The sequence below is a fragment of the Rossellomorea sp. NRS-1567 genome (assembly GCF_050467885.1).
In the GTDB taxonomy this organism is placed as follows: domain Bacteria; phylum Bacillota; class Bacilli; order Bacillales; family Bacillaceae_B; genus Rossellomorea; species Rossellomorea aquimaris_C.
This window is the reverse complement of record NZ_JBITPL010000019.1, coordinates 104,358-129,140: the sequence shown is the minus strand read 5'-3', so window position 1 is coordinate 129,140 and position 24,783 is coordinate 104,358. Positions and strand designations below refer to the sequence as shown.

Sequence of the window (24,783 nt, the reverse complement as noted above, 5' to 3'; positions counted from 1 at the left end):
GGCACTCCGCATCGATCACGTCATCCGGTACACCCAATCACAATCCCTGATCATCGTTTCATCATGTGTCACCATGATGGTGGCGATATTTCTTTCCTTCGTTTCCCTGGCGAGAAGTTCCACCACGGACTTTCCGCGTGCTTGATCCAGACTTGCAGTGGGTTCATCTGCAAGAATCAATCTCGGTTCGTTCATAAGGGCACGGGCGATGGCAACCCGTTGCTGTTCGCCACCTGAAAGCTGTTCAGGATAATGGGAGCAGCGTTCTTCCAATCCGAGATGGGATAATAATTCCCCTGCTCGTTTCCGGAGTCTGTCCCCCTGTTTATTCAGCTTTCCTACAAACACTAATTGCTCTTCCACCGTTAAAAAAGGAACCAGGTTTGAGTGTTGAAAGATAAAGCCGATTTCTTTGAGGCGAAGGGATGTTTGTTCTTTTTCGTTTAGATCGTGGACGTTTCGCCCGTTCATTTTCACTTCACCACCAGATGGACGGGTTAAGGCTCCTATGATGGAAAGGAGCGTACTTTTTCCCGATCCGGAAGGTCCTAATATGGCACCGAACTCTCCTGGATTCACCCTCATGGACACATGGTCCAAAACCGTCAGTGTCTCACTTCCCTGTTCATATGTTTTGCTCACATCATTTAACTCTAAAATGGCTGTCATCTTATTTCACACTCCCGATTGCTTGTAATGGATCCACAGTCACAATGTTTCTAAAGGATAAAAGGGAACCGATCCACGCCATCAGAAGAATTAATGCACTGTTAAATACAATCATGGTGACCGACAATTCAAAAGGTACACCTGCTGGAATCACTAAAGTAAGTCCATAGGTAACGACATTCCCTGCAACGATCCCTGAGATGGTAAGGATGGAAATTTGCGCGAATAGTGCACGGAGAAGAATGCCTGCTTTTGTCCCGATCGCTTTTAGAACACCGTATTGGTGAAGCTTTTGCAGGGTCATGACATAGAAGAAAGTGGCTAGGACAATCGCTGATATGATGAGCAGAAAGATCACCATCATATTCAGTGAGCCTTGCTCTGCAGAGTAGCCGGGCACATTTGATAGAATCTCTTCTTTAGACGCGATATCCAGTTCTGAAGGCGTGTCGATCGTTTCTACATTCGTAAATAATAGGGCTTGGTAGGTGACTCCAAAAAGATCCTCCCATGTTTCTAAAGAGGTAAAAATAGCCGGCGTGTGCCCGTAGCTGAATCGTTTTTCAGTAAATCCCTTGATCATCCAGTTTTTGTCGTTGTAGGTGAATGAATCCCCAATCTGGAATCCTTCTTCCTTCAGTCCTGGATCAGCAAGGACTTCGTAGGGTGAAAGCTTCGGGTTACCTGTTGTCATCGGCATAAAAGCACTATCGGGGTCAGCGGCAAATAGGCTTACATTCACGGTCTTGCCTCCCTGATAGATCTCTACCATTTTCAGACCAAGAGGGGATCCCCCTTTTATAGAAGAAATATCTTGTTCTGTTAACTGTGATCGTTCAAGCTGATGCGTGTCGCCCGCTTCCACCACATAGGTGTCAGCCGGCATATTCTTTATAGCAGAAGCGTTATCCACCGATAATCCATTGGCAAGTCCTGAGATTGATAAGACCAGACTTGTGATTAAGGTGATAATGCTAATAATTAATAAAAACTTCAGCTTCGCATAACGCATTTCTTTCCATGCCAGAAACAAAAAAATCACCTTCCCTTTCATTACTTCTCCTTCATGATAAAAGGGAAGTATGAACGGAAGATGAACAAGGGATTAAGGAAGAGTCACCGTAAAGGTGGTTCCTTTATTGATCAAGCTCTCAACATGGATTTCACCATGGTGCAGGGTGATGATTTTTTTGACAATGGAAAGGCCAAGGCCGCTGCTATCCTTTTCTTTACTCCGTGAAGTATCCGCTTTGTAAAATCGTTCAAATATCTTTACCTGGTGTTCAGGAGAAATTCCGATTCCGCTGTCTTGAATAATAAATCTGAAACCCCTGTGATGTTTTTGAAGGAACAGGTTGATTTCGCCCCCAGGGGGAGTGTATTTGATGCTATTGGCTAACAGGTTCTCAAATGCCTGATAGAGAAGCTCTTCGTGACCGTTATATGTCACATCATCGGCTTCGATGGACACAGCGAGGTCTTTTCTTTCCCATAGCCATCGTGTTTGTTTCATGAGCCCATGGAGCAATTGAGTCATGTTAATGGGTTCATGTTGAATCAATCCATTATCCTTATCGAGAGAAGCGAGGGTCAGCAGCTGCTTACTCAGCTTCGACAGCCGGGTGCTTTCTGATTCTATCACCTTTAAATAAAGTTCCCGATCCTCTTCTGACAGGGAAGGGGAGAGAAGCAGATTGGCATAGCCTTTCATGGAGGATAGAGGCGTTTGGATTTCATGTGATACATTGGAAACGAACTCCTGTCGCATATTCTCCACCTGCATCAGCTGCCGGCTCATGGTTGTAAAGGACCGGGCAAGGGTGCCGATTTCGTCCTTGCGGCTTTCATTCAATTGAACCGAATACTCACCACCGGCAATTTTCTTCGTGGCATTCGTCAATTCCCGAATCGGTTTCACAAGATAGCGGGTACTGAAGAACACGATCAGCATGCTGAGTAGTATCGTAAAAAGAAGCAGGACAGATAGGAGAATATGAATTTCATTAAACTGTTGTTTCACATTCGGTCTCATGAACAGGGCATGGGGTTTTCCTTCAATTTCAATCGGAACACCAATGCTGTTGGTTAATTCGTTTGAGAAGAATCCAGTCACAAATGTGGTAGAGGGATAATTCGCAATACCATGGTAAGTGGAGCCGTTCACAACGCTTTCTACAATTTCTGGAGAAAGGCTCCGATCACGGAAGTCCTCTCCGTAGAATGTTCCGGAAGCTTCACCGTCGGTCACATAAAATTGATAGCTGAGCTTCGCCGTTTGATGAAGAAAAGCAGATGCATCCATGGAAGAAGCATTATATAAATCAACGATGTCTTTCGCGATTTCAGTATTTTTTTCATCATTGGCAGGCTTTAAAATATGCTGATAGTAAAGATTCGAACCGATGAAAGCAATGACACTGCTCGTCATCATGATAAGAAGGGTGACGACGACGATCCTGATATAAAGTGAGCGCATTCAGGTCACCTCCAATTTATAGCCGACTCCACGAACAGTACTAATCAAGAAATCATCGGAATGGCGGAACCGTTCACGCAGCCTTTTAATATGGACATCAATCGTCCGGTCATCCCCTTCAAAATCCATTCCCCATACTTGTTGAATGATTTCTTCACGTGAAAAGGTTCTGTTAGGGAAGCTTGCTAAATAATATAATAATTCAAATTCCTTAAGAGGAAGAATGATTGTTTTTGATCCGTCCTTCACTTCGTACGACCGTTTATCAAGGATCATATCATTGAGACGGATTTTCTGTGACGCGGCACGATGAAATCTCCTCAGGATCGCTTGTACACGAAAGAGAAGCTCTTCTTTTTCAAAGGGCTTGACCATATAATCATCGGTCCCGGCTTCATAGCCTTTTGCTTTATCCACCAGGCTGTCCTTGGCGGTCAAAATAATAATCGGGATATCGTGGTCCTCCCTGATTTCCTTCGCCAATTGAAAACCATCCTTATTCGGCATCATCAAATCGACAATCGCCAGATCGATCGACTGTGCTTCAAGAATGACAGATGCTGCTTCCCCGTCTTGTGCTTCGGTAACCAAGTAGCCATTCTGCTCCAAATGAACACGTATAAGCTTACGTAAATGGGGATCATCATCCACGGCAAGTATTGATATCATAGCTAATCCTCTTTTCCGTCACCTGTTTTTATGAATCAACTTTAGCACAACTCACGCTGCATAAACCACTTTATTACCGATTCCAGTACTGTTGGATATAATATAGATAAAAATATCTTTCACCCATATCTTTTTCACCTATTCATCCGTTATAAGCATGAGAGGATTCAAAGGAGTGAGGACGATGCAAACGAGGTCTGGCTTAAATAAGAATGAACGACAACAAAATGATGAAATCATGGAAGAGCTTGTTCCCAAGCTCTATCGATACTGCTATTTTCTGACGAAGAGCAAATGGGACGGTGAAGACTTGGCTCAAGAGTCCATCTGTAAGGCACTTAGTCAGTACCCTGCTCAACAGTGGAGGTCATCGTTACTCAATAAAATCGCTTATCATCTATGGGTGGATAAAGTCCGCAAGCAGAGTAAGGAATCGATTGGCAGTGTCCCGGAAGTGAAGGCTGAAGCCATTCCGAAAGAGGGGATCAGTCTTGAAACCATGGAGAAGCTTTCGAGAAAGATGACCCCCAAACAGTTAGTCACCTTTGTTTTAAAAGAAGCGTTTCAATACAAGATTTCTGAAGTGGCAGATATTCTGGGGATGACGGAAAGCGCTGTGAAAGCCTTGCTGAATCGATCGAGGGAAAAGCTGAAAAAATTCTCCGATGATGAAGGAGGGAGCGGCATTCAAACTTACTGGAATGAAGCTCTTCAGGAAGAGTTGAACGCGATTTTATACCGCAGCCTAATGGCACAGGATCCCGGTCTCCTTTTGGCATACATTCCAATCCTGCTTGCACACGCTCCTGCCCAAGGCCGATTTGTACGAACGTCTGGATCTCCTTCAAGCGTCCTCTCACTAGCTGCATAAAGAATGAAGGAGGAAGTAAGGATGAATACCATACCTTATGTCATTGAACAGTCAAGCAAAGGGGAACGATCCTACGATATTTACTCGCGATTGTTAAAAGATCGGATCATCATGGTGAGTGATGAAGTGAATGACCAGATGGCAAACAGCATTGTCGCCCAATTGTTATTCCTTGCTGCAGACGATCCGGAGAAAGACATTTCCTTATATATCAATAGCCCGGGTGGCTCCACTTCAGCAGGGTTTGCCATCTTTGATACGATGAACTATATAAGTCCCGATGTTCGGACGATCTGCACCGGAATGGCGGCATCATTCGGCGCAATGCTGCTGCTTGCAGGCACAAAAGGAAAACGATTTGCCTTGCCAAACAGCGAAATCATGATCCACCAGCCATTAGGCGGCGCCCGTGGGCAGGCGACAGACCTGGAGATTTCAGCGAAACGGATCCTGAAGCTAAGACAGCACATCAACGAAATCATTGCTGAAAAAACCGGCCAGCCTGTTGATAAAGTTGCCCTTGATACCGATCGTGATTATTTCATGAGTGCCTATGAGGCGAAGGAATATGGGATTATCGATGAGATTATTGAGAAGAAGTGATGGAAGAGGGGCGGTTATTGTGACCGTTCCTTTTTGTGTTTATGGGAGGTGGGCGATGCCAGACACATGGGGCTATAGTCGTACCTGGTACATTCGAGGGTGATTGTACCAGGTACAAACCAAACCCTAACCGATTTGTCATTATCCAGGTAACGTGTGTGGCATTTCCCACTTATTTAGGAGTATGTTATTTTCACAAGTTGAAAGGCAGACTTACCAGGATTCCGATTCTTTATTTTTCCCTTCCTATCTATTATCCTTAGAGAAAACAGTCTGACAAAAAAGAGGGACAATCATGAAAACAATACATAGCGATGTGATTCAATTCCGTGGATCTCATTACGATTTTGGCTATATGCAGGGGGAAAAGATAAAGGATTCGATCACAGTGAGAAATCGTGAGAATCAGTGGAAGGTAAGAAAGCCCCGTTTCTCGATTAACATGGAGGAAGCGAAGCAGGCGATCATGAGATTTGCTCCTGGTGTATGGGATGAGATTATAGGATTACAGGAAGCGCTCGGGTGGCCGATGGAGAAGGTGCTGCAGGAGTTTGGCGGATACCGTGTTGAATATGCGAAGTCGGGCTGCTCGATTATGACAGGTGAAAATTATTTGATCCGGAATTATGATTATCATCCGAAGACGTATGAGGGAAGGTATACGTTTTACCAGCCGACGGACGGGGGATATAGTATCATCGGACCGAGTCAGCGGGTGACGGGACGAATGGATGGCATGAATGAAAAAGGATTGGCGATCGGATATAACTTCATGCATCGGAAAAATCCAGGTGATGGCTTCATTTGCTGTATGATTGGACGATTGATTCTGGAATCTTGCGGAGATGTATCGGAAGCCGTTGAGATGTTAAAAGAAATTCCACATCGTCATTCGTTTAGTTATGTAGTGTACGATAAAAGTGGAGAAACATTTATTGTAGAAACATCACCACGTGGGGTAGAAGTTCGGCAGTCCAATGCATGTACGAATCATTTTGAAGTGATGACCCATGAAAATCGAAATCATCTGGTCGATTCGAAACGCCGATTGAGTATCATTCAAGATAAGCAGACTACAGATGCCCATGAAGCTTTCCGCTTAATGAACGACACGGATAAAGGCGTTTTCTCCGATTTATACGGAAGCTGGGCCGGCACCATCCATACATCGGCTTATTTTCCGAAAGAAATGAAAGCATGGTTTGCCCTGGGGGGAGATCGGGAACCGGTTGTCTTTGATTTTGCCCAGTGGCTTGAGGGGGAAGATGCAGCCCTTGAAAGAATAACCGGAGAAGTGAATACGGATATTCCCTTTGTTCACATGGATGAGGGAGCGGATTGGTTTAGTAAATATTAGTAGAACCTCGGGAGTATTCCCAAGGTTCTTTTTTTGATAGAAAGAGTGCTGAGGGTATTCTTCCATTTTACTAGAAAATATTTTCTGATTTTTCCTTAATTATGGGCCTTTTAGTCGGTTTTACGTATTTTTGCAATAGTGACAAAATAGTCACATAGTTTTTGAAATTAGAATCAGTATAATAGAACTAGAAAGGTTGCTTTACAGGAGGGATGCGAGTGAGTCAGCAGAAAAGAAATTGGCTTGAAAGATTAAGAAAAATCAAAGGATATAGCCAAGAAGAGATTGCACATCTAGTTCACATCGACAGATCCTATTATTCAAAGATTGAAAATGGTGTGAGAGTACCAAGTAGGAAGCTTGCGGAAGATTTGGCCGATTTACTGAATTTTCATGTTTCCATTTTCGAATTAGAAGTTAGTCCGTTTTATTTTGCCCTGCAAGATTCCCCCATGGTTGTTGCCCATTTTGACTTAGAGCTTAGATACACATGGATTTTTAATCCCCATCCAGATTTTGATCCTATTTTCGTAATTGGCAGAAAGGATGTAGAGTTGGTTGATAATGATGGGACCAGAGAGTTAACGAGAATGAAACAAGAGGTTATCAAACAATGTAAATCGATTAGAAAAAAGATTGCCTTTCCTCAATCAGGCAGTATTCAAGAGTATGATGTTACCTGCCATCCATTATTTAATGAGAAAGGTGAATTGATCGGCGGAAGCTCTGCCTCCACTCAGTTGCTAAAGGAAAATGGAACGAACTGTAGTCAAAAAATTCACTCCTGAAAGATAGTTTTGATAGATATGAGTTAGGGGGTGTTCATTTGATCGATTCTGTTTTAACGAGCTTATTATTAAACTTTTTATTTATTATAGTAGGGCTATTAGCCTTTGCGCTGTATTATGATTTCACAAAGAAGACCCCTTCTAAAGGTATCGTCATCTTTCTCTCAACCATTACGATTTTACTATGTGTGTTGTTTAGTCATGAGCTTACGGCCGGCGTTTACGTAGATTTAAGAAGGATCCCTTTTTTCTTAGCGAGTTTATACTTTGGGCCACTTGTTTCTTTTGTATCAATGATCGTCATTATTTTATTGCGATATATGTTCATCGGTAGTGGACTTATCCATCTTGTCATTCTGAATTATTTTATTACGTTATTAATTTTGGTAGCGTTTTCCAAGGGGTTTCTACGTGCTAAGAAAAAAGTGAAAATGCTTTTTACCGTAGTGATCTGTTTTAGCATGACTGTATTCAATCTCGTATTTGGATATGTTTATGAAGCTGAAATCTCGAGGAATGAATACATATACCTTGTTCTCATTCCTTTAGCTGCAACCATTATCTCCGTCATGATTGCTGAAATGATACGGAAGCTAATGATGATGAGAAGAACATTGTCTCAACATGAAAAACTTCAAGTTGTAAGTCAATTAGCGGCGAGTATTTCCCATGAGGTGCGAAACCCTTTAACTTCCTCCAAAGGATTCCTACAGCTGATGCGAGAAGAAAAAGATGAAAAAATGCAAAAGCAGTTCATTGATTTATCTTTGAAAGGGATTGATCAAGCTACTCACGTCATTGAAGACTATCTGACCTTTACCAACTCAACACCGGACAAAATAGAACGTATCAATGTAAAACATTCCATTGTAGACTTGATAGAGATGGTAAAGCCATCGGCTCAACACGTGTCATTTAGTTTTCATCTCATTGATGATATTTATGTAGACGGTCAATCCCATAGTTTTCGGAAATGTATCGGAAATATTATGAAAAATGCCATAGAATCCATGCCACAAGGCGGTGTACTTTCCGTAGAAATGTTGGAGGACGAAAACCTGGTTATTGCCATAACTGATACAGGGTTCGGGATGACAAAGGAGCAAATCCAACGATTTGGAGAACCGTTTTTTACGACGAAGAACGAAGGAACTGGATTAGGGGTCATGGCGGCAAACATTATTGTTCATTCGATGAAGGGGAATATTCAAGTGAAAAGTGAATTGAATAGAGGCACGACGGTTTATATAGAATTGCAAAAATCTTTAAAGATAGAGGCAGGATAAATGTGAAGAAAAGGAATCCGGGCAGGTAAGCCGGATTCCTTTTCTTTTCATTAAACAAACTTCACGATATCCTCATAAGGTCGACGCGTTTTCGGTGCTGGATCCTTTACCCGGTATCCGAATGCCACCATGACGGAAATGCTGAAACGGCCTTCCTCCAATAAACCTTCCTCATCTAAAAGCGTATTCATCTTTTCGATGTCAAAGCCTTCGATCGGACACGAGTCGACTCCGATTTGAGCGGCTGATGTCATCATATTTCCAAGTGCTAAATAGGTTTGTTTCCCGGCCCAGTCGTATAGGGGACGATCGCCTTCCAATAAATCGAAATCAACCTTTTGGAACTGCTCGATTTTTTCCAAGTATTTTGACATATGATCTTCAGGCAGGTTTTTCACGTTTTTAAAATGGTCCTGTAAGTATTGTGAATCGTACTTCGTATCTTTTTTCGTTCTAGCCAGGATCACGACGAAATGACTGGCTTCAGGCAGTTTTCCGTATGCTCCCCAAGCCGTGTTCTTGATCTTTTCTTTCAGTTCAGGGTTTTGAATCACGACGAATCTCCAAGGTTCGAATCCAAATGAGCTTGGTGACATGCGCCCTGTTTCCATGATGAATCGGAAATCGTCATCGGACACTTTCTTGTTTGGATCGAATTCCTTTGTTGCATGTCTGAAATGGTAAGCATCTAAAATGTCTTGCTTTAGTTGTTCTTTATTAGCCATTGAACATTCACTCCTTATCCATTGATTCAATCATGTTTAATTTATCATAAGTGAAGTGGTGAATCATGTGATGTGCCTGAACAACTCTATTTTGATTGGAATTTGGGGGAAAATGAAACATAAGGCGAGTCCCATTTTTAAGCCTGTAAAAGAGTAAAGGCGTGCCGAGGCACGCCTTTTGAATGTCTAGAATAATACATACGATACGACAATATATAAAACGGTTATAATAAAGGATGGTGCCATATATCTCCACTTGTTCATCACGTTTGTCGGGCGAAGAAGCAAGTAGACGATGACGAGTGTCATCAATAATCCCAATCCCGCGATAAAGATATGGGAAGTGTCGACTGCTTCAAGGATGGCGCCTTTTCGGTAAAGGACATCGGTCAGGACGAGCAGTTGTATGTTAAACAGGTTGCTTCCGAGAATAGAGCCGATCGCCATATTGTAGTTCGCCAGTTTAAAAGCGGCAAGAACCGTCACGAGCTCGGGAAGGGAAGTCGAAGCAGCAATGAGAAAGCTTCCGACAAAGCTTGCGTTCATGCCCGTTGCCTTTGCCAATTGGTCACCGGCAATCGATAACACACTTCCTGATGCAAATACGACCAGTGCAGCAATGATAAAACCGATGACGGCTGTTTTGAGGGAATAATCCTTTGTAGGTACGGATTCTCCTTCAGTATCATCGCTGGAAACGAATTTCATCGCAACGAAGTATAGGATAATGATGATGAACATCTCAAGCCCAACGCCAAAAAATTCAATGGAACCCGGCATGAAAAGGGCGAAAATGATGATCATCAGAAACAGGAATCCAAATAGGGCAGAAGGAATATTCGCCTTTCTGTTCACCTTTTGGAACAATCTCTTTTTACGATAAATAAGGTCGACCACTGCCAGGATAAAAAGATTGAACACATTACTACCGAGCATGTTTCCTACGGCGATATCAGGGTTATCGATATAAACCGCCGTTAAGCTCGTTGTTAATTCAGGGAGTGACGTCGCTCCTGCAATGAGGAATGTACCTACGACAGCCCCACTTAATGAAGACTTCTTACTGATGACATCTCCGAACTGATTCAGGTAAATAGCGGCCACAACCACGACGGCTGCCGCGACTAAAAAAACAATGTAAACCATATAATCTCCTCCAAGCCAGCGCACACCAAAAAGACCCCGGCACAAAATTTTGTACCAAGGTCTTGCGTGCTGAAGAATGAGCTAAAGCCTGATGAACCAGGTATTTTCATACCGGGATGATGATTCACCAGCCGTATACCGGTCGCTACTCCCCTTGTTATTATTAATGTATTAGGATTGTGAAGGTTTGTCAATGAAAGTGCTTATATTTATTTATGAGGGGGCGAACGTGTGAAAGTGGAAAGGGAATATCAAGTGAAACAAATCGTTGATTATGATATCAACGGAAAAATGAGAGTTGAAATACAAAAGTTATTATGTGAATGTTTTGGAGATGACTATCCTGATGATAGAATCTACTTTAAGCAGATTCCTCATTTCAGGTATCTCGTTTATAACGAAGATCAACGTTTAGTGGGGCATGTTGGGGTGGATTACCGAGTTATGAATTTGAAAGGTGAGCCTATAAATGTATTGGGGATTATCGATTTGTGCGTTTCAAAAAGTAGTCGCTCCCTGGGAATCGGATCACAGCTTCTCTTCGAAGTGGAAAGGTTCTGTGATGGCCGTAACATCGATTTCCTTCTCTTATTTGCCGATGATCCATCCTTATATGAGAAAAATGGCTTCCAATCGGTGTCCAACCAATGCACCTGGATGAAAATCAACGACCAAAACCAGACCACCCGGGGCATCGGCACCGAAACCATAAACGAACTCATGATCAAACAAATAGGTACCAAAAAATGGTCAAGCGGCCAGCTGGACATGCTTGGTTACCTCTACTAAACTTGGAGGTCCGTCCCTCATGAATCGGCATGAGGGACGGACCTTCAAAAAGGAGTATGTATGAAGGAAGAGTATTATGATGAATTATTAGGTGTTCGTACGAGTGAGTTGCAGATGGGGTTTCATCGGTCTTTTCATTATCATCGGTACGAGCCGACTCCGTATCAAGCACTGGATGAATTATTCCGACATTATAGATTGAATGGCAGCGATCGCGTAGTTGATTTCGGATGTGGAAAAGGGCGATTGAATTTCTTTATACACCATCTATTTCAAGCCACCGTAGTTGGCATTGAAATGAATGAAGAGTTTTATAAAGAAGCCGTGGCGAACCGGGAAAGCTATTTAAAAAAGGCGAAAGCCAGTGATAGTCTCTACTTTTATCACTGCCTGGCAGAAGAGTATACGATCCATCCAAAGGATAACCGATTTTACTTTTTTAATCCGTTTTCCGTTAAGATTTTCATGAGGATCATCAATAACATCCTCTTTTCAGTGGAACAATCACCACGTGATATCGAGATCGTATTGTACTATAGCTCGGATGATTATGTGCATTATTTAGAAAATCACCCCCTTTTTGTCTTGCGGAAAGAAGTGAACTTGTCAGGGGATTATGAAAAGAATGAGTATGAGCGATTTTTGGTGTACGGGTTGATGTATTGAATGTGGTGTCCCCTGACTATCTTTGGGGGCACCTTTTTTTCTGCAAAGCCAATATTTTTGATTTATCCGCTTTCATATCGGAGAATAGTGACATGGCATGTGAAAAGGAAAAGGAGGCGGATGGAATGAGAATACTAGTTGTTGGTGCGGGTGCCGTTGGGGGCTATTTCGGTGGTAGATTGGTAGAAAAGGGTGAGGATGTTACGTTTCTCGTCCGTGAGCGAAGAGAGAAGCAGCTGAAAGAGCATGGATTGCAAATTGACAGTGTACATGGTGATTTTCACTGCGAGCCGAAAACGCTGAAATCAGTTGAGAAAGCAGAGCCTTTTGACGCCATTATCCTTTCAACCAAGGCCTATCATCTCAAGGGAGCAATCGAGAGCATTCACTCCTTTGTAGGTAAAAATACGATGATACTGCCACTTTTAAACGGAATGTCTCACGTCGACGATCTTATAGAAGCATTTGGGGAAGAAAGAGTGATAGGCGGTTTATGCTTTGTCGAGTCAACGCTTAACGAAACAGGGAAGGTCATTCAATCAAGTCCCATACATGACCTTGTTTTTGGGGAGAGAAGCGGTGAAAAAACCGAAAGAATCGTAAAGCTTGAAGAGGCATTCTCAGGAACGAAGGCAAACTTCCGATTATCCGACACCATCGAGCAGGAAATGTGGCATAAATATTTATTTATCACCACTCTTTCAGGTGTCACATCCCTGTACCGTGCACCGATTGGCCCGATTCGGGAAATAGCAGAGGGTGCGGATATGATCAAAGGAGTCCTTTATGAAGCCGCAGCGATTATGAGAAGCTTGAAAGCACCACTTGCTGAAAAGATAGAAGAAGCTCAATACGATAAGATCAATCAAATGGGTTATAGCATGAAGTCATCCTTACAGCGGGATATGGAAAAAAATCTCTCCGTGGAAGCGGATCATTTATACGGATATTTATTGAAGGCTGCTGAAGCACAGGGGATTGAAGCAAGAGAGTTGCGTTTGATTTATGGGAATTTGAAGATTTATGAGACAGCGAGTAAATAAAGATGATAGACATCTGATGCCTGTTTTAGGGTGTCGGGTGTTTTTTTGTGGAGTGGAGTTGGTTTTATGGGGAATTGGCAGCTGAATCCAATCACTCAGCTGCCGTTCTATACAAATTCGCTGCACCATCCCTTTATTTATGAAAAGAAGGACTCATATTCCTCGACGGTACCACCTTATATAATCGCTGAAGAACCACCATGGAAACAGCCGTGACTACTACGTCCAGTGGCAGATACGCAACCATCCATCCCCAGGCAACCGTGTAACTGAATTCGCCAGGTGCTTCCGCCCAAAGTGTTAGGGCAAGATACATGAAATTCGTTCCGATTATGTAATTTAACAATAAGGCCAGAATTCCTGCAGTGAAATATCCTCCAAGTGTTCGCTTTTTTTCCAGAACCATTCCCACGGCGAAAGCAACCGCGATAAAGGATAGAATAAATCCAAAGGTAGGACTGAGTAAACTTGACGGTCCTCCTTTAAATTGTGCAAACACAGGTGCCCCTACCAATCCCAGAGCTAAATAAACCGTCATCGCCTTCGCTCCCACCCGGCTTCCAAGCATTCCTCCGGCAATGATGGCAAACATCAACTGAAGGGTGACCGGAACTCCTCCAATCATTAAAAACGGAGACACATTGGCTCCTACCGCCATTAAGGCAGCAAAAAGACCACATAAGACCATTTCTCTAGTTTTTCCCATTATCATTTTCTCCTCCTCAAAACTGTGGTATGATTGATATTATCTTAAATGTTAACCTATTTGTAAATAAGGTTAACATAAAAAGGAGGGGAAATATGAAAGGGTTTTTCATTACCGGCACAGATACGGATATCGGCAAAACGATAACCACTGGATTGTTAACAAAGTACTTCTTGGAAAAGGGCGTTGATGCATTCCCCTATAAGCCCGTGCAAAGTGGGGCTGTTTTGAAAAAAGATAGACTGGTAGCTCCCGATACTGAATTTTATGAAGAGGTCACTAATCGTTCTTTTGGAAAAGATGCGAATACATATGTATTAAAAACGTCAAGCTCTCCTCATCTGGCAGCTGCATTAGACGGTGTTTCGATTGAATTGAAGCCAATTTTAGAAAAAGTGGAGAAATTACAAGGCATTCACGAACTTTTACTGATTGAAGGAGCGGGAGGACTGATTGTCCCGTTAAACGAAGAAGAAACCATTCTTGATTTAATCGAACGAGTGACACTGCCTGTCATTCTGGTCACGCGAGCTGGACTTGGCACCATTAATCATACGGTCTTGTCTGTGATGGCTTTGAAACAACGAAGTATTGAAATCGCAGGTATCATCCTGAATCAGACATCCATAGATGAAATGCCGGAGATCGAGCGGGACAACAAACGAATGATCGAAAAATTAACCGGTGTCAAGGTAATCGGTGTACTGCCATACAGAACGCAGGATTCTTTTGAAAAAGTCGATGTACATGAGTTATTTAAGAATTGGAAACTTGAAGAGTCAGAGGAGGATGTACAGAGTGAATCAACAGCAGCTTATTGAAAAAAGCAGTCAGTATATGTGGCTTCCGTTTACACAGATGAAGGATTATGATGAGCACCCGTTAGTGATTGAAAGCGGGGAAGGGGTTTATCTGCGGGACATCTACGGCAACCAATATCTAGATGGATATTCTTCTCTTTGGCTAAATGTTCATGGCCATCGCAATGAGGAAATTAATCAAGCGATTAAGGATCAGCTTGATAAAATCGCACATTCTACTTTGCTCGGTGCCACCAATGTTCCATCAATTATGTTAGCCGAGAAGCTGGTTGAACTTTCCCCTGAGAGCTTAGCGAGAGTCTTCTACTCAGACAGCGGTGCAACCTCAGTTGAAATTGCCATTAAAATGGCCTATCAATATTGGCAAAATAAAGGGAAGCCGGAAAAGCAGAAGTTTATCACTCTTCAAAATGCGTATCACGGTGATACGGTCGGTGCGATCAGCGTAGGGAAGGTGGACATTTTTCATAGAGTCTACAAATCTCTTATGTTTGAATCACTCGTTGCTCCGTTCCCTGATGTAGTACATCATCCGGATTTAGAGGATGAAGAAGAGATTCGAGATCGTGCACTAGAGGAACTGGAAGGGATTTTGAAAGAGCATCATCATGAGATTGCCGGGATGACAGTGGAGTCGTTGATACAGGGTGCTGGAGGTATGAATATTATGCCAAAGGGCTACTTTAAAGGGGTGGAAAAGCTTTGTAGAAAATATGAGGTGCTTCTGATTGTCGATGAAGTGGCAACAGGCTTCGGCCGCACAGGAAAAATGTTCGCTATCGAGCACGAACAAGTCCAGCCTGACATCATGACAGTGGCAAAAGGAATCACAGGTGGATACCTCCCGATTGCCGCAACCCTTACCACTGAAGAAATCTATGAAGCTTTCTATGATGATTACACATCTCTGAAAACCTTCTTCCACGGTCATTCCTATACAGGAAATCAGCTTGGTTGTGCTGCGGCATTGGCGAATCTGGAAATCTATGAAAGAGAAAATCTGATTGAGAAAGTTCAAGAGAAAGTGAGAATCATAGAATCCTTGTTAGCTCCATTAAAGGATCATCCCCATGTAAGCAGCGTTAGACAGCTTGGGATGATATGCGGCATTGAGTTGGTACAGGATAAAGCCAGTAAAAAGCCGTTCCTATGGGAAGACAGAGTCGGCTACCGTACCACCATCAAGATGCGTGAACTTGGTATGCTGACCCGGCCGATCGGAGACACCATCGTCTTCATGCCGCCACTCGCCACAACCGAAGAAGAGCTTGAGAAAATGGTACGGATTATGGAAGAAGCTATAGAAATCACAACGAAGGAAGCAATTGGGGTTTAGGGACGGACCTTGGATGGGGTTCGTCTTTTTTTGTGTAAATGGTGGTAATTACAAGGTGAAAAAACGCTGGAAATTAACAGGAGAACTATTGATGGAATTCAACAGTCAAAATGATGTGATTTGTAAGGGGTGCAAAAAAGCGCGAATGTACCTGGTACAAAACCCCTGAATTGTACCAGGTACACACCAAAATAACCACCTCTCAACTACAAAAAAGGAAACCATTCCCCCGCCCAAACGTATATATCAATATCCATCACTTTGCATCAAAAGGAGGTCCAAAAATGAACAAAACAATCTGGATGAGCGCACCATTAGTCCTCATCGCTGCCATATCTATCTGGCTTACATCAAACGCCACTAATGCCCTCACTCTATTAGCTGCCTATGGTATCATCCTATCCTTCCTCGTCTACTTTTCATTTTTCAAAATGAAAAAGTGAAAAAAAAAGGAGGGACGGACCTCCAATCACCCCACCCGAAACCCAAACGTTGATTTAACGGGACTTGAGTAAATGAAGAGGTCCGTCCCTCTCACTGAATTGCTTCCAATAAAAAGTCTATGATGTGGATTGCACGCATTTTGTTGGATAGGCCTTCTCGTTCGATGCCGAGTTTCATTTGGAGGAGGCAGCCCGGGTTTGATGTGATGATGGTGGTTGCCTGGGTTTGTTCGACGTTGTCCATTTTGTGATCGAGGATCTTCATGGACATTTCGGATTCAATGATATTGTAGATTCCGGCTGACCCACAGCAGTGATCGGCTTGCTTCATCTCAACGTAATCAGCACCTTCCACTGATTGAAGGAGGAGCCTTGGTTCCACAAATGTACGCTGCACGTTTCGCAAGTGACACGAATCCTGATACGTGATTCGTTGAGAGGGAACGTTCAATTTCTTTTTATGAAACTCTAATTCTACAAGAATGGACGAAATGTCTTTGATTTTATTTTTAAATTGAACCGCACGATCTTTCCAATCGGGATCATCTTTCAGTAAGTGATCATAATCGACGAGAAAGGCTCCGCATCCCCCGGCATTGGTGATGATGTAATCGACCCCATCCGCTTCAAATGCCTCAATGTTTCGCTTTGCCAAATCCTTTGCCAAGTCCTTTTCACCGCTATGACCATGCAAGGCTCCGCAACAGGTTTGCGTCTTTGGAATCACGATGTCACAGCCTGCCAGCTGCAATAGTTTCGTAGTGGCATTATTTGTTTCCAGAAACATCGTATCCATTAAACAGCCAGAGAAGAAAGCGACTTTTTTACGAACGTCACCAATCGAGGAAAGAGACGTTGGGCGCCCCTTCATGTCTTTCAGCTTTGGAACTTGAGGAAGTACGCGTTCCATTGTCGCCATGCTTTCCGGAAATAGTTTCATAACCCCCGTCGTATGGACCGCTTTCTGCAACCCTGAGCGTTGGTAGATTCCAAGAAGGTTCGTGACCATTCTCATTCTGTCAGGGTGCGGGAATAATCCTTCAAAAACGGTTTTTCTAAGCACCCGTACAGGAAGGGAGTGTTTTTTATTTTGATTGATGATATCGCGTGCCTCTTCTAAAAGGTGACCGTAATTCACACCGGATGGACAAACGGGTTCACAGGCTCTACACCCTAAACATAAATCCAATGTTCGTTCGACTTCTTCGTCGGGTTCGATGACACCATCCACCACCGCCTTCATTAATGCGATCCGACCTCGGGGAGAGTGGGATTCCTTAAATCCTGACTCAATATACGTAGGGCAGGAAGGGAGACAGAAGCCGCATCTCATACAATTCAATAGTTCATCTTCATCCATGCGGTCTTTGAATTCCTGCTGTATCTTTTGTTTTTCTAGAAGGGTTGTCATCTTGAAATCACCACACGTTTTCTTGATTCTTTCGCGAATACTTTATTCGGATTCATTATGTTGTTCGGATCGAATGATTGTTTGATCATTTTCATGGCCCCAATGCCTTCAGGTCCCAGTTTCCATTCGAGATAAGGGGCTTTCATCATACCGACACCATGTTCTCCGGTGATGGTGCCGCCCAATTCGATGGCATGAGCAAAGATTTCTTCGAATGCCGCTTCGACGCGCTCCATTTCATCATGGTCCCTGGCGTCAGTCGCAACCGTCGGGTGAAGATTTCCGTCCCCGGCATGTCCAAAGGTACAAATCTTCAACTCATAGCGTTCAGCGATATCATTGATTGCTTTCACCATCTTGGCGATTTCCGATCGGGGAACTGTCGCGTCCTCTAATATCGTCGTCGGTTTGAGACGGGCGAGTGCCGATAGGGCAGAACGGCGGGCGGTACGAAGGGCATCTGCTTCTATTTCTGTTTTGGCTAATTGAACTGATAGAGCGTGGTTCTGTGAACACACTTCTTCCATTCGTTTCATATCACGGGCAACCACTTCAGGAGGACCATCCTGTTCGATCAAGAGCACCGCTTTTACATCGGTTGGCAACCCGATTTTGGCGAAATCCTCGACCACCTCAAGTGTAGGCTGATCTAAAAATTCAAGAGTAGTCGGAATGATGCGATTGGCTATGATACTGGAAACACTTTGGGCCGCTGCTTCAATATCCTGATATAGGGCGAGCATCGTCTGCTTTGTTTCAGGCATGGGAACCAATTTTAACGTCGCTTCGGTGATGACGCATAGTGTTCCTTCAGATCCTACAAAAAGACGGGTCAAATCATAGCCAGCTACGTCTTTCGCGAGTTTCCCCCCGGTACGGATGATGTCTCCATTGGGGAGGACGGCTTCCAATGCCAGAACATAATCTCGGGTTACGCCATATTTCAGCCCTCTCAAACCACCGGAGTTCTCATTGATGTTCCCACCGATCGTTGATATTTTCATGGAACTCGGATCAGGAGGATAGAAAAGCCCCTTTGCTTCAACAGTATGAATGAGATCCAGGGTCACAACACCAGGTTGGGCGGTAACTGTTAGATTCTCTTCATCCACCTTCAGAATCTTGTTCATATGGGTGAATAAGAGAACAAGGCCGCCTTCAGTAGGGCAGGTGCCTGCGCAGAGGTTCGTTCCGGATCCCCTTGGGACGATGGGAATGTGATGCTCATTGCAGATTTTCACGACTTCTGATACTTCCTCTGTCGAGCGGGGAACGATGACCCCGTCAGGCATGGACTGGTAATTAGGAGTTGCGTCATAGGAATAGACAAGCTTTTCTGCGGGAGAATCCCTGTAATTTTCTTCGCCAACGATTTCGATGAACCGTTTTTTGATATCAGGAGTGATCATTCTAAATTCCACCTTTTTTAACATGTTTTTCAAATCTGGTATAAAAAGAGTAAAGAGACGATACCTGACGATCGGTCAAGGTCCGTCCCTCCTAAAAGGTTATTTAATTGCGGCTTTGATGGCTGAGCGCAGGTGGCCTTTGTGAAGGGTGAGAAGGTTGTAGACTTCTTTTTCTTCAAGGCCCGTCAGAAGCGATAGGATGGCAGGTTTGACGCTGCCGTATGTTTCAAGGGCTTCGGTTGCTTCTTGTTTGGTGACGTCCGCTGCTTCCATGATGATGTTGCGCGCTCTGACTTTCAGTTTTGCGTTTGAAGGCATCACGTCGACCATGAGATTGCTGTATACTTTACCAAGTTTAATCATGGATGCGGTTGTGAGCATATTCAGGATCAGTTTTTGGGCTGTTCCGGCTTTCATGCGCGTCGAGCCTGTGACGACTTCCGGACCGACTTCTGCGACGATCGAGTGATCGGCCACTTCGCACATCGGGGATTGAGGTGAGCATACAACAGACGCCGTTACAGCACCTCTTGATTTTGCTTCCTTTAAGGCTCCGATTGTATAAGGCGTACGTCCGCTTGCGGCAATACCAACGACGACATCATTTGAACCGACATCATGGCTGGCGATTTCGTTGCGGCCGCCTTCTTCATCATCCTCTGCGCCTTCTAAGGGAAACTGGATGGCTCTTTCACCACCTGCGATGATCCCGATCACCTGGCCGGGGTCTGTACTAAAGGTAGGCGGGCACTCTGATGCGTCAAGGATGCCCAGACGTCCGCTTGTTCCTGCACCTACATAAAGAAGACGACCGCCATTTTCTAAACCTGCAACGATGGAATCGACCACACGTGAAACAACTGGGATGGTTTTTTCCACGGCGTATGCAACGGTTTGATCTTCTCCGTTTATTTTTTCTAAAATCTTCTCCGTGCTAATTGTATCTATGTTCAATGTATTAGGATTTCTTGTTTCGGTCAGGATCTTATGAAGGTCCATTTGTACTGTTACCTGCCTTTCATTTTATGGGACATGGTGTGATCGTGCCTAATATGACAGACTTACTTGCCCCTGTTGCTCCTGGTACGTTGCTTGGATTGCCATGCAGCGTTTCGTTTGCTAATAGGGCAAAGGCAATCGCTTCTTTCGCATCGGAAGAATAACCGATATCTTCCTGAATAAGAATTTTCAACTCTGGAAGAAGCTCTCTCATCATACGGAGAAGCGTCCCATTATAGCTTCCTCCGCCGCTGATGATCACTTCATTTATCGAATGTTCAGGAAGAACGAAATTCTCATAGGCATCCTCAATCGTCAGAGCTGTAAAGTAGGTTGAAGTCGCAATCAGGTCTTCTTTCGGAAGATCACCAAACTCTTTAAGGATCCGATTCACGAATACTTCACCAAACAGCTCACGACCCGTTGACTTTGGAGGATCATTAAGGAAGAAATCCTTCTCCCATTCCATCCATTTCTGTGCGATGTCTGTGTGGACCGTTCCTTTCTCAGCAATCGCTCCATTCTCATCAAAAGATAGACCGAATAGTCGCTCGCATAATCCATCTATGACCATATTTCCGGGACCGGTATCAAACGCGAATACTTCGTGAAGAGCGCAATCTTTAGGAAGTACGGTCACATTCCCGATACCGCCGATATTCTGAAGAAGTCTTCCCTGGTCTTTTTTCCGATAGAGAAGGAATTCAGTATAAGGTACAAGTGGTGCCCCTTCACCGCCGGCAGCCATATCCATGGATCGGAAATTGGAGACGACTCTAGTGTTTGTACGGTACGCAATCACGCTCGGCTCACCGATTTGCAAAGTGGAAGGAACCGAATCTTCCGTACGAAAGGGCTGGTGATAAACCGTTTGCCCGTGAGATCCGATAAAGTCTAACTCCTCTATTGAAACGCCAGCCTCCCTACATACCTTCAAAACTGCATCGGCATAAACGTCTCCAAGCTCAAAATGCAAGCTGGAAAGGAGGGGAGTGGACGATTCTGTTACACTCATCACTTCAAAGATTTTCTTCTTTACCTTTGGAGGAAAGGGAGCCGTTGAATAATGGGCGAGCTCCACTTTTGTATCCGTGCCGCTGCCTTCAATTGAAACAAGGGCAGCATCCACCCCATCCACAGACGTACCGGACATTAACCCGACAGCTAAACGTTTACTCATTTGACAACCTTCCTTCCCTGATGGCTTTTGTCACATCGACTGCCCCGGTGGCAGGGGAGGTTGAGTCGACGATATAGGATGCGTTTGGAAAACGCTCTGAAATTCTTTCTTTAAAAACGGATTGCACCACCACATTATGTTCAAGGACACTTCCTTTTAAGGCGATAACCGGTTTCGTACCGATCTGTAGTTTCTCCAATAAGGAAATCGTCTGTCGGGCAAGCTGTTCACCGGCTAATTTAAGTAAAAGAATGGCAGAGTCATTACCATCCTCAGCTTGCTTGTGAACGACTTTCGCAAGCTTTGCAATTTCACCTTTGGCAGAAGAATAGATAAACCCTTTTAAACCCTTCCCATCACTAGCACCGATTTCGTTTAATATGTCACGTGAGAGAGGGGAAAGTGGTTTACCGGAATCCATCTCCATGGAAATCTGTTTACAGGCTTCAATTGCAATATGATAAGCACTGCCTTCGTCACCAAGAAGATGTCCCCAGCCGCCGGTTGTTCCTTCCTGTTTCCCATTTCGTCCATAACAAATCGAGCCCGTTCCCGCAATGGTCATCACACCGTTCTGATTCCCGATTAAACTGAAATAGGCGAGGGTGGCATCATTCAAAAGGATAATAGGCAGGGAAGTCATCCTTTGTAACTCCGTCTTGATTCGATGAGCCAGATTACCGGACTCGGCACCTGCCATCCCGATCACAATATGAGACACCTCTTCAGAAGAAGTGTGATCCAAGCATTGTTGAATAACGGATGAGAGATTGGTTAATGCCTCTTCAAAGGAAACAGTGGGATTACCGTGTCCGGATAAGCTTTGAAACAGGATGTTCTTCTCTAAATCAAGAACGAGTCCTTGTATTTTCGTCCCGCCTGCATCGATTCCTATTACTCTAGTCATCTAAAGAAACCTCCACTTTACTTGGTTTGAAAGGCAAATTTACCCCAAGGCTTCAGGTAATCCAATAAGAAGATTTCTTCTTCGCGGATCCGTCCCACCACATTGGTTTTGCCTGAATTGTCCATATCTTGAAGCGCTACCTGAAGTTCTCCTGCATACTGGGCATATAGGTCGTTTTCAATCACAATATCGCCGCGTTTAATGTCTACCGTATTATGGGGGGCAAATTCTCTTCCACGATATTTCACGCGGCTTTGAGTCGAGCGGATCATATAATCAGATACGTCACCACGATAGAAGTGCGGTTCTTCAAAAATAATCGTCTTTTCTAAGTCTGTTGTCGTTTCATGGGTTTCGACTGTAAAGGTAAGCTTCGATCTGTTCAGTTCGCTAAGCAGTTGCATTTCATGTTCTGATGCATAAGCGTTACTGATAATGACATCATCAATTAACCCTGTGGCAAAAAGATGCTTCGCCTGAACATCGATCGGAAGGTTCCTGTGCATTTCTAACGTGGGCAATCCTTCCGTGACCGGCCAGGGACCGAATGTTGCATCGGAAGAAGAGACAAACGCAGCCGTTCTCATCCCGAAGTCTTTAAACTTTTTACTGCATTCAATAAAGAATGGATAGGATAATCCGGAGTAGCGGTGCGGATAGAAGTTATGACATCCGAGTAATTGGTCCTTATTAGGCTGATATGTCATAATGTTATCGATGTACTTCGTAGCATTACTCATATTAAGTTCAATTTTCAGGTCATAAGGGTTGTATGACATCATCGATTCTTCATGCCCTGTATACCCGAGATCAAGGCGGATACCGTGAGCCCCCAGGTCGGCAAAAAAGGATAAATCATCATACGAGATGTTCAGTTCTTTGAAAATACGGGGACTGATGTCTGCGATGACTTCCATATTTTTTTCACGGGCAAACTTAATCGTTTCTTTAAAGTTCGAGATGATCCCATCTTTGTCTCCTTCAACTGATAATAAGCAGGTAAACACACGCTTAAAACCGTAAGACGCAGCCAAAGCCAGATATTCTTTATCCTTTTCAGTCGTGGAATGGTTGGGGTAAATTGAAACTCCCAGTCTTTTACTCATTGGTAAGCCTCCTTAATATTAGTTGTTTTCAAGTTTATCTAATCTTTTTAACAAGGGTATCATTTGTTCGATCAACGAGATTTCACTGATAGAGGTCATCAAGTGGTCCTGGGCATGAATCATCAGAAGTGATTTTTCAAAATTTTCTCCATTGATTTCAGCCTGAATGAGACTGGTTTGCGTTTTGTGAGCTTTGTTCAGTTCAGCATGGGCTGTTTTCAGCATCTCTACAGCTTCATCAAACTTACCTTCGTGTGCCTTTGCCAGTGCCTCATATGCGGTGCTTTTTGCATTCCCGCCGTTTGATATAATTTCAAAAATTTCCATTTCTACGTTGCGTACCTCTGCCATTGCGTATTCCTCCTCATTCCTGTTAAGAACTGGTTTCTACTAGAATAGTAAAATAAAAGTTTAAATATTTTAAAATAATATTGAAATTTAATTTCATTATCGCATATAATCATATTAAACTGAAAGCCTTTTCAAGACAATCATTTTTTGGAGGTGACTATGACGGAATTTCAAGTATTAAAACACATCAAAAGTCAGATGGAGAACTACACCCCGTCTGAAATTGCGGTTGCTCAATATGTGTTGGAGTTTCCTGAGAAAGTGATGGAAATGACGACAAAGCAACTTTCACAATCATGCGGCAGCAGTGAAGCAGCCATCATCCGGTTCTGCAAACGAATCGGGATCAATAGTTTCAGCGGTTTAAAAATCGAACTGGCCAAAAGCACGAATAGTGAAGAAACAAAGAGTCATGACATCAATACACTCCTGCACTTTGAAGACAATCTTGAGACCGTATTCAATAAAGTTCTGGTGAACACCTATCAAGCGATCAAGAACACGGAAAAGCTTTTTTCCATAGATGAACTGGATCGGGCTGTGAACGCGTTCCATAAAGCTGAACGGGTATACCTGTATGGAGTAGGCGGTTCAGCTGTAGTAGCGGAGGACTTTACGCAAAAGCTGTTACGGCTCAACTATCTGGCCTTTCAAGCGAGTGATATCCACGTGCAAATGATGATGGCCGCAAACTTAACCGAGAGAGACGTTCTCTTCGTCGTCTCAACCTCGGGTCAGACAAAGGAAATACTGAAGCTCATGAACGTCGCTCAGGAAAAAGGGGCCATTATCGTTCTATTGACACAGCATGGGAAATCCCCGGCAAGAAAGCTCGCTGATATCGTCCTGACGATTTCCGAGGAAGAACACAATATCAGAATCGGGACCATGACGGCAAGAATTGCTCAACTCGTTGTGATTGATGCTTTATTCGTCGCTTTATGCATGAAAAAAGGACATGGCGTTTACGAGCAAATTATTCATACACATGAAGTAGTTCAAAGGATGAAAGAGGAGGAAGAGTAG

General features: G+C 43.7%; 26 protein-coding genes. 12 read left to right on the top strand and 14 right to left on the bottom strand.

Annotated elements, in window-relative coordinates; all coding sequences use genetic code 11:
• Positions 1 to 15: 15 nt before the first annotated feature.
• From ACIFOD_RS15700 to ACIFOD_RS15685, 4 genes are all read right to left on the bottom strand, one after another.
• Positions 16 to 669 (bottom strand): ABC transporter ATP-binding protein, encoded by a 654-nt coding sequence (locus tag ACIFOD_RS15700; RefSeq protein WP_430315401.1) that lies wholly within the window; start codon positions 667 to 669, stop codon positions 16 to 18.
• A gap of 1 nt (position 670) precedes the next feature.
• Positions 671 to 1,681: an ABC transporter permease gene (locus ACIFOD_RS15695; RefSeq protein WP_430315400.1), complete on the bottom strand. Its 1,011-nt coding sequence runs from the start codon at positions 1,679 to 1,681 to the stop codon at positions 671 to 673.
• Positions 1,682 to 1,774: 93 nt separating this feature from the next.
• A complete protein-coding gene (locus ACIFOD_RS15690; RefSeq protein ID WP_430315399.1) occupies positions 1,775 to 3,145 on the bottom strand; it encodes a sensor histidine kinase in 1,371 nt (456 codons plus the stop codon).
• On the bottom strand, positions 3,146 to 3,814 hold the full coding sequence (locus tag ACIFOD_RS15685) for a response regulator transcription factor (protein ID WP_430315398.1): 669 nt from the start codon (positions 3,812 to 3,814) through the stop codon (positions 3,146 to 3,148).
• Positions 3,815 to 3,998: 184 nt separating this feature from the next.
• Here ACIFOD_RS15685 and ACIFOD_RS15680 point away from each other — a divergent pair, with 184 nt between their 5' ends.
• From ACIFOD_RS15680 to ACIFOD_RS15660, 5 genes are all read left to right on the top strand, one after another.
• Positions 3,999 to 4,685: a sigma factor-like helix-turn-helix DNA-binding protein gene (locus tag ACIFOD_RS15680; RefSeq protein WP_430315397.1), complete on the top strand. Its 687-nt coding sequence runs from the start codon at positions 3,999 to 4,001 to the stop codon at positions 4,683 to 4,685.
• Between the two features lie 3 nt (positions 4,686 to 4,688).
• Positions 4,689 to 5,288, top strand: a complete 600-nt coding sequence (clpP, locus tag ACIFOD_RS15675; protein ID WP_397552505.1) for an ATP-dependent Clp endopeptidase proteolytic subunit ClpP — start codon at positions 4,689 to 4,691, stop codon at positions 5,286 to 5,288.
• Positions 5,289 to 5,583: 295 nt separating this feature from the next.
• A complete protein-coding gene (locus ACIFOD_RS15670) occupies positions 5,584 to 6,645 on the top strand; it encodes a C45 family autoproteolytic acyltransferase/hydolase (protein ID WP_430315396.1) in 1,062 nt (353 codons plus the stop codon).
• A gap of 218 nt (positions 6,646 to 6,863) precedes the next feature.
• Positions 6,864 to 7,433: a helix-turn-helix domain-containing protein gene (locus ACIFOD_RS15665; RefSeq protein WP_430315395.1), complete on the top strand. Its 570-nt coding sequence runs from the start codon at positions 6,864 to 6,866 to the stop codon at positions 7,431 to 7,433.
• A gap of 38 nt (positions 7,434 to 7,471) precedes the next feature.
• The gene (locus ACIFOD_RS15660) at positions 7,472 to 8,719 is read left to right on the top strand and encodes an ATP-binding protein (protein ID WP_430315394.1); all 1,248 of its coding nucleotides are present in this window, start codon (positions 7,472 to 7,474) and stop codon (positions 8,717 to 8,719) included.
• 50 nt (positions 8,720 to 8,769) lie between these two features.
• Here the strand turns inward: ACIFOD_RS15660 and ACIFOD_RS15655 are convergent, their stop codons facing one another.
• The gene (locus tag ACIFOD_RS15655; RefSeq protein WP_430315393.1) at positions 8,770 to 9,444 is read right to left on the bottom strand and encodes an NAD(P)H-dependent oxidoreductase; all 675 of its coding nucleotides are present in this window, start codon (positions 9,442 to 9,444) and stop codon (positions 8,770 to 8,772) included.
• Between the two features lie 186 nt (positions 9,445 to 9,630).
• Positions 9,631 to 10,590, bottom strand: coding sequence for a sodium:calcium antiporter (locus ACIFOD_RS15650; RefSeq protein WP_430315392.1), 960 nt, complete (start codon positions 10,588 to 10,590; stop codon positions 9,631 to 9,633).
• 231 nt (positions 10,591 to 10,821) lie between these two features.
• Here ACIFOD_RS15650 and ACIFOD_RS15645 point away from each other — a divergent pair, with 231 nt between their 5' ends.
• The 3 genes from ACIFOD_RS15645 to ACIFOD_RS15635 all read left to right on the top strand — a co-directional run bounded on the left by ACIFOD_RS15645 (position 10,822) and on the right by ACIFOD_RS15635 (position 13,088).
• Complete coding sequence (locus ACIFOD_RS15645) at positions 10,822 to 11,379, top strand: GNAT family N-acetyltransferase (RefSeq protein WP_430315391.1); 558 nt, start codon at positions 10,822 to 10,824, stop codon at positions 11,377 to 11,379.
• 60 nt (positions 11,380 to 11,439) lie between these two features.
• Positions 11,440 to 12,045: a methyltransferase gene (locus ACIFOD_RS15640; RefSeq protein ID WP_430315390.1), complete on the top strand. Its 606-nt coding sequence runs from the start codon at positions 11,440 to 11,442 to the stop codon at positions 12,043 to 12,045.
• Between the two features lie 125 nt (positions 12,046 to 12,170).
• Complete coding sequence (locus tag ACIFOD_RS15635; RefSeq protein ID WP_430315389.1) at positions 12,171 to 13,088, top strand: ketopantoate reductase family protein; 918 nt, start codon at positions 12,171 to 12,173, stop codon at positions 13,086 to 13,088.
• A 133-nt stretch (positions 13,089 to 13,221) separates the two neighbouring features.
• Here ACIFOD_RS15635 and ACIFOD_RS15630 read toward each other — a convergent pair whose 3' ends face one another.
• Positions 13,222 to 13,800 (bottom strand): biotin transporter BioY, encoded by a 579-nt coding sequence (locus ACIFOD_RS15630; protein WP_430315388.1) that lies wholly within the window; start codon positions 13,798 to 13,800, stop codon positions 13,222 to 13,224.
• Between the two features lie 89 nt (positions 13,801 to 13,889).
• Between ACIFOD_RS15630 and bioD the strand changes: the two genes are divergently transcribed.
• The 3 genes from bioD (at position 13,890) to ACIFOD_RS15615 (ending at position 16,394) form a co-directional block, all read left to right on the top strand.
• A complete protein-coding gene (gene bioD / locus ACIFOD_RS15625) occupies positions 13,890 to 14,615 on the top strand; it encodes a dethiobiotin synthase (protein ID WP_430315387.1) in 726 nt (241 codons plus the stop codon).
• On the top strand, positions 14,542 to 15,951 hold the full coding sequence (gene bioA, locus ACIFOD_RS15620; protein WP_430315386.1) for an adenosylmethionine--8-amino-7-oxononanoate transaminase: 1,410 nt from the start codon (positions 14,542 to 14,544) through the stop codon (positions 15,949 to 15,951). The genes bioD and bioA overlap by 74 nt, the downstream gene beginning before the upstream one ends.
• Positions 15,952 to 16,235: 284 nt before the next feature.
• Positions 16,236 to 16,394: a hypothetical protein gene (locus ACIFOD_RS15615; RefSeq protein WP_430315385.1), complete on the top strand. Its 159-nt coding sequence runs from the start codon at positions 16,236 to 16,238 to the stop codon at positions 16,392 to 16,394.
• Between the two features lie 91 nt (positions 16,395 to 16,485).
• On the opposite strand, the gene ACIFOD_RS15610 is transcribed toward ACIFOD_RS15615, so the two are convergent.
• From ACIFOD_RS15610 to ACIFOD_RS15580, 7 genes are all read right to left on the bottom strand, one after another.
• Positions 16,486 to 17,805 carry a (Fe-S)-binding protein gene (locus ACIFOD_RS15610; RefSeq protein ID WP_430315384.1) on the bottom strand — a complete coding sequence of 440 codons (1,320 nt, stop codon included), beginning with the start codon at positions 17,803 to 17,805 and terminating at the stop codon, positions 16,486 to 16,488.
• On the bottom strand, positions 17,802 to 19,214 hold the full coding sequence (glcD, locus tag ACIFOD_RS15605; protein WP_430315383.1) for a glycolate oxidase subunit GlcD: 1,413 nt from the start codon (positions 19,212 to 19,214) through the stop codon (positions 17,802 to 17,804). Before glcD ends, ACIFOD_RS15610 begins: the two co-directional genes overlap by 4 nt.
• 99 nt (positions 19,215 to 19,313) lie before the next feature.
• The gene (gene murQ / locus ACIFOD_RS15600; protein WP_430315382.1) at positions 19,314 to 20,213 is read right to left on the bottom strand and encodes an N-acetylmuramic acid 6-phosphate etherase; all 900 of its coding nucleotides are present in this window, start codon (positions 20,211 to 20,213) and stop codon (positions 19,314 to 19,316) included.
• 19 nt (positions 20,214 to 20,232) lie between these two features.
• Complete coding sequence (anmK, locus tag ACIFOD_RS15595) at positions 20,233 to 21,393, bottom strand: anhydro-N-acetylmuramic acid kinase AnmK (protein WP_430315381.1); 1,161 nt, start codon at positions 21,391 to 21,393, stop codon at positions 20,233 to 20,235.
• On the bottom strand, positions 21,386 to 22,300 hold the full coding sequence (locus ACIFOD_RS15590) for a BadF/BadG/BcrA/BcrD ATPase family protein (protein ID WP_430315380.1): 915 nt from the start codon (positions 22,298 to 22,300) through the stop codon (positions 21,386 to 21,388). The genes anmK and ACIFOD_RS15590 overlap by 8 nt, the downstream gene beginning before the upstream one ends.
• Before the next feature lie 17 nt (positions 22,301 to 22,317).
• The gene (locus tag ACIFOD_RS15585) at positions 22,318 to 23,406 is read right to left on the bottom strand and encodes a DUF871 domain-containing protein (protein WP_430315379.1); all 1,089 of its coding nucleotides are present in this window, start codon (positions 23,404 to 23,406) and stop codon (positions 22,318 to 22,320) included.
• A gap of 18 nt (positions 23,407 to 23,424) precedes the next feature.
• The gene (locus ACIFOD_RS15580) at positions 23,425 to 23,757 is read right to left on the bottom strand and encodes a PTS lactose/cellobiose transporter subunit IIA (protein WP_430315378.1); all 333 of its coding nucleotides are present in this window, start codon (positions 23,755 to 23,757) and stop codon (positions 23,425 to 23,427) included.
• A gap of 159 nt (positions 23,758 to 23,916) precedes the next feature.
• On the opposite strand from ACIFOD_RS15580, the gene ACIFOD_RS15575 reads away from it, so the two are divergent.
• Positions 23,917 to 24,783 (top strand): MurR/RpiR family transcriptional regulator, encoded by an 867-nt coding sequence (locus ACIFOD_RS15575; protein ID WP_430315377.1) that lies wholly within the window; start codon positions 23,917 to 23,919, stop codon positions 24,781 to 24,783.

Coding starts and splice junctions, on each gene's coding strand:
- ACIFOD_RS15700 (WP_430315401.1), bottom strand. CDS start 669: ATGACAGCCATTTTAGAGTTAAATGATGTGAGCAAAACATATGAACAG.
- ACIFOD_RS15695 (WP_430315400.1), bottom strand. CDS start 1,681: ATGCGTTATGCGAAGCTGAAGTTTTTATTAATTATTAGCATTATCACC.
- ACIFOD_RS15690 (WP_430315399.1), bottom strand. CDS start 3,145: ATGCGCTCACTTTATATCAGGATCGTCGTCGTCACCCTTCTTATCATG.
- ACIFOD_RS15685 (WP_430315398.1), bottom strand. CDS start 3,814: ATGATATCAATACTTGCCGTGGATGATGATCCCCATTTACGTAAGCTT.
- ACIFOD_RS15680 (WP_430315397.1), top strand. CDS start 3,999: ATGCAAACGAGGTCTGGCTTAAATAAGAATGAACGACAACAAAATGAT.
- clpP (WP_397552505.1), top strand. CDS start 4,689: ATGAAGGAGGAAGTAAGGATGAATACCATACCTTATGTCATTGAACAG.
- ACIFOD_RS15670 (WP_430315396.1), top strand. CDS start 5,584: ATGAAAACAATACATAGCGATGTGATTCAATTCCGTGGATCTCATTAC.
- ACIFOD_RS15655 (WP_430315393.1), bottom strand. CDS start 9,444: ATGGCTAATAAAGAACAACTAAAGCAAGACATTTTAGATGCTTACCAT.
- ACIFOD_RS15650 (WP_430315392.1), bottom strand. CDS start 10,590: ATGGTTTACATTGTTTTTTTAGTCGCGGCAGCCGTCGTGGTTGTGGCC.
- ACIFOD_RS15640 (WP_430315390.1), top strand. CDS start 11,440: ATGAAGGAAGAGTATTATGATGAATTATTAGGTGTTCGTACGAGTGAG.
- ACIFOD_RS15635 (WP_430315389.1), top strand. CDS start 12,171: ATGAGAATACTAGTTGTTGGTGCGGGTGCCGTTGGGGGCTATTTCGGT.
- ACIFOD_RS15630 (WP_430315388.1), bottom strand. CDS start 13,800: ATGATAATGGGAAAAACTAGAGAAATGGTCTTATGTGGTCTTTTTGCT.
- bioD (WP_430315387.1), top strand. CDS start 13,890: ATGAAAGGGTTTTTCATTACCGGCACAGATACGGATATCGGCAAAACG.
- bioA (WP_430315386.1), top strand. CDS start 14,542: ATGAGTTATTTAAGAATTGGAAACTTGAAGAGTCAGAGGAGGATGTAC.
- ACIFOD_RS15615 (WP_430315385.1), top strand. CDS start 16,236: ATGAACAAAACAATCTGGATGAGCGCACCATTAGTCCTCATCGCTGCC.
- ACIFOD_RS15610 (WP_430315384.1), bottom strand. CDS start 17,805: ATGACAACCCTTCTAGAAAAACAAAAGATACAGCAGGAATTCAAAGAC.
- glcD (WP_430315383.1), bottom strand. CDS start 19,214: ATGATCACTCCTGATATCAAAAAACGGTTCATCGAAATCGTTGGCGAA.
- murQ (WP_430315382.1), bottom strand. CDS start 20,213: ATGGACCTTCATAAGATCCTGACCGAAACAAGAAATCCTAATACATTG.
- anmK (WP_430315381.1), bottom strand. CDS start 21,393: ATGAGTAAACGTTTAGCTGTCGGGTTAATGTCCGGTACGTCTGTGGAT.
- ACIFOD_RS15590 (WP_430315380.1), bottom strand. CDS start 22,300: ATGACTAGAGTAATAGGAATCGATGCAGGCGGGACGAAAATACAAGGA.
- ACIFOD_RS15585 (WP_430315379.1), bottom strand. CDS start 23,406: ATGAGTAAAAGACTGGGAGTTTCAATTTACCCCAACCATTCCACGACT.
- ACIFOD_RS15580 (WP_430315378.1), bottom strand. CDS start 23,757: ATGGCAGAGGTACGCAACGTAGAAATGGAAATTTTTGAAATTATATCA.
- ACIFOD_RS15575 (WP_430315377.1), top strand. CDS start 23,917: ATGACGGAATTTCAAGTATTAAAACACATCAAAAGTCAGATGGAGAAC.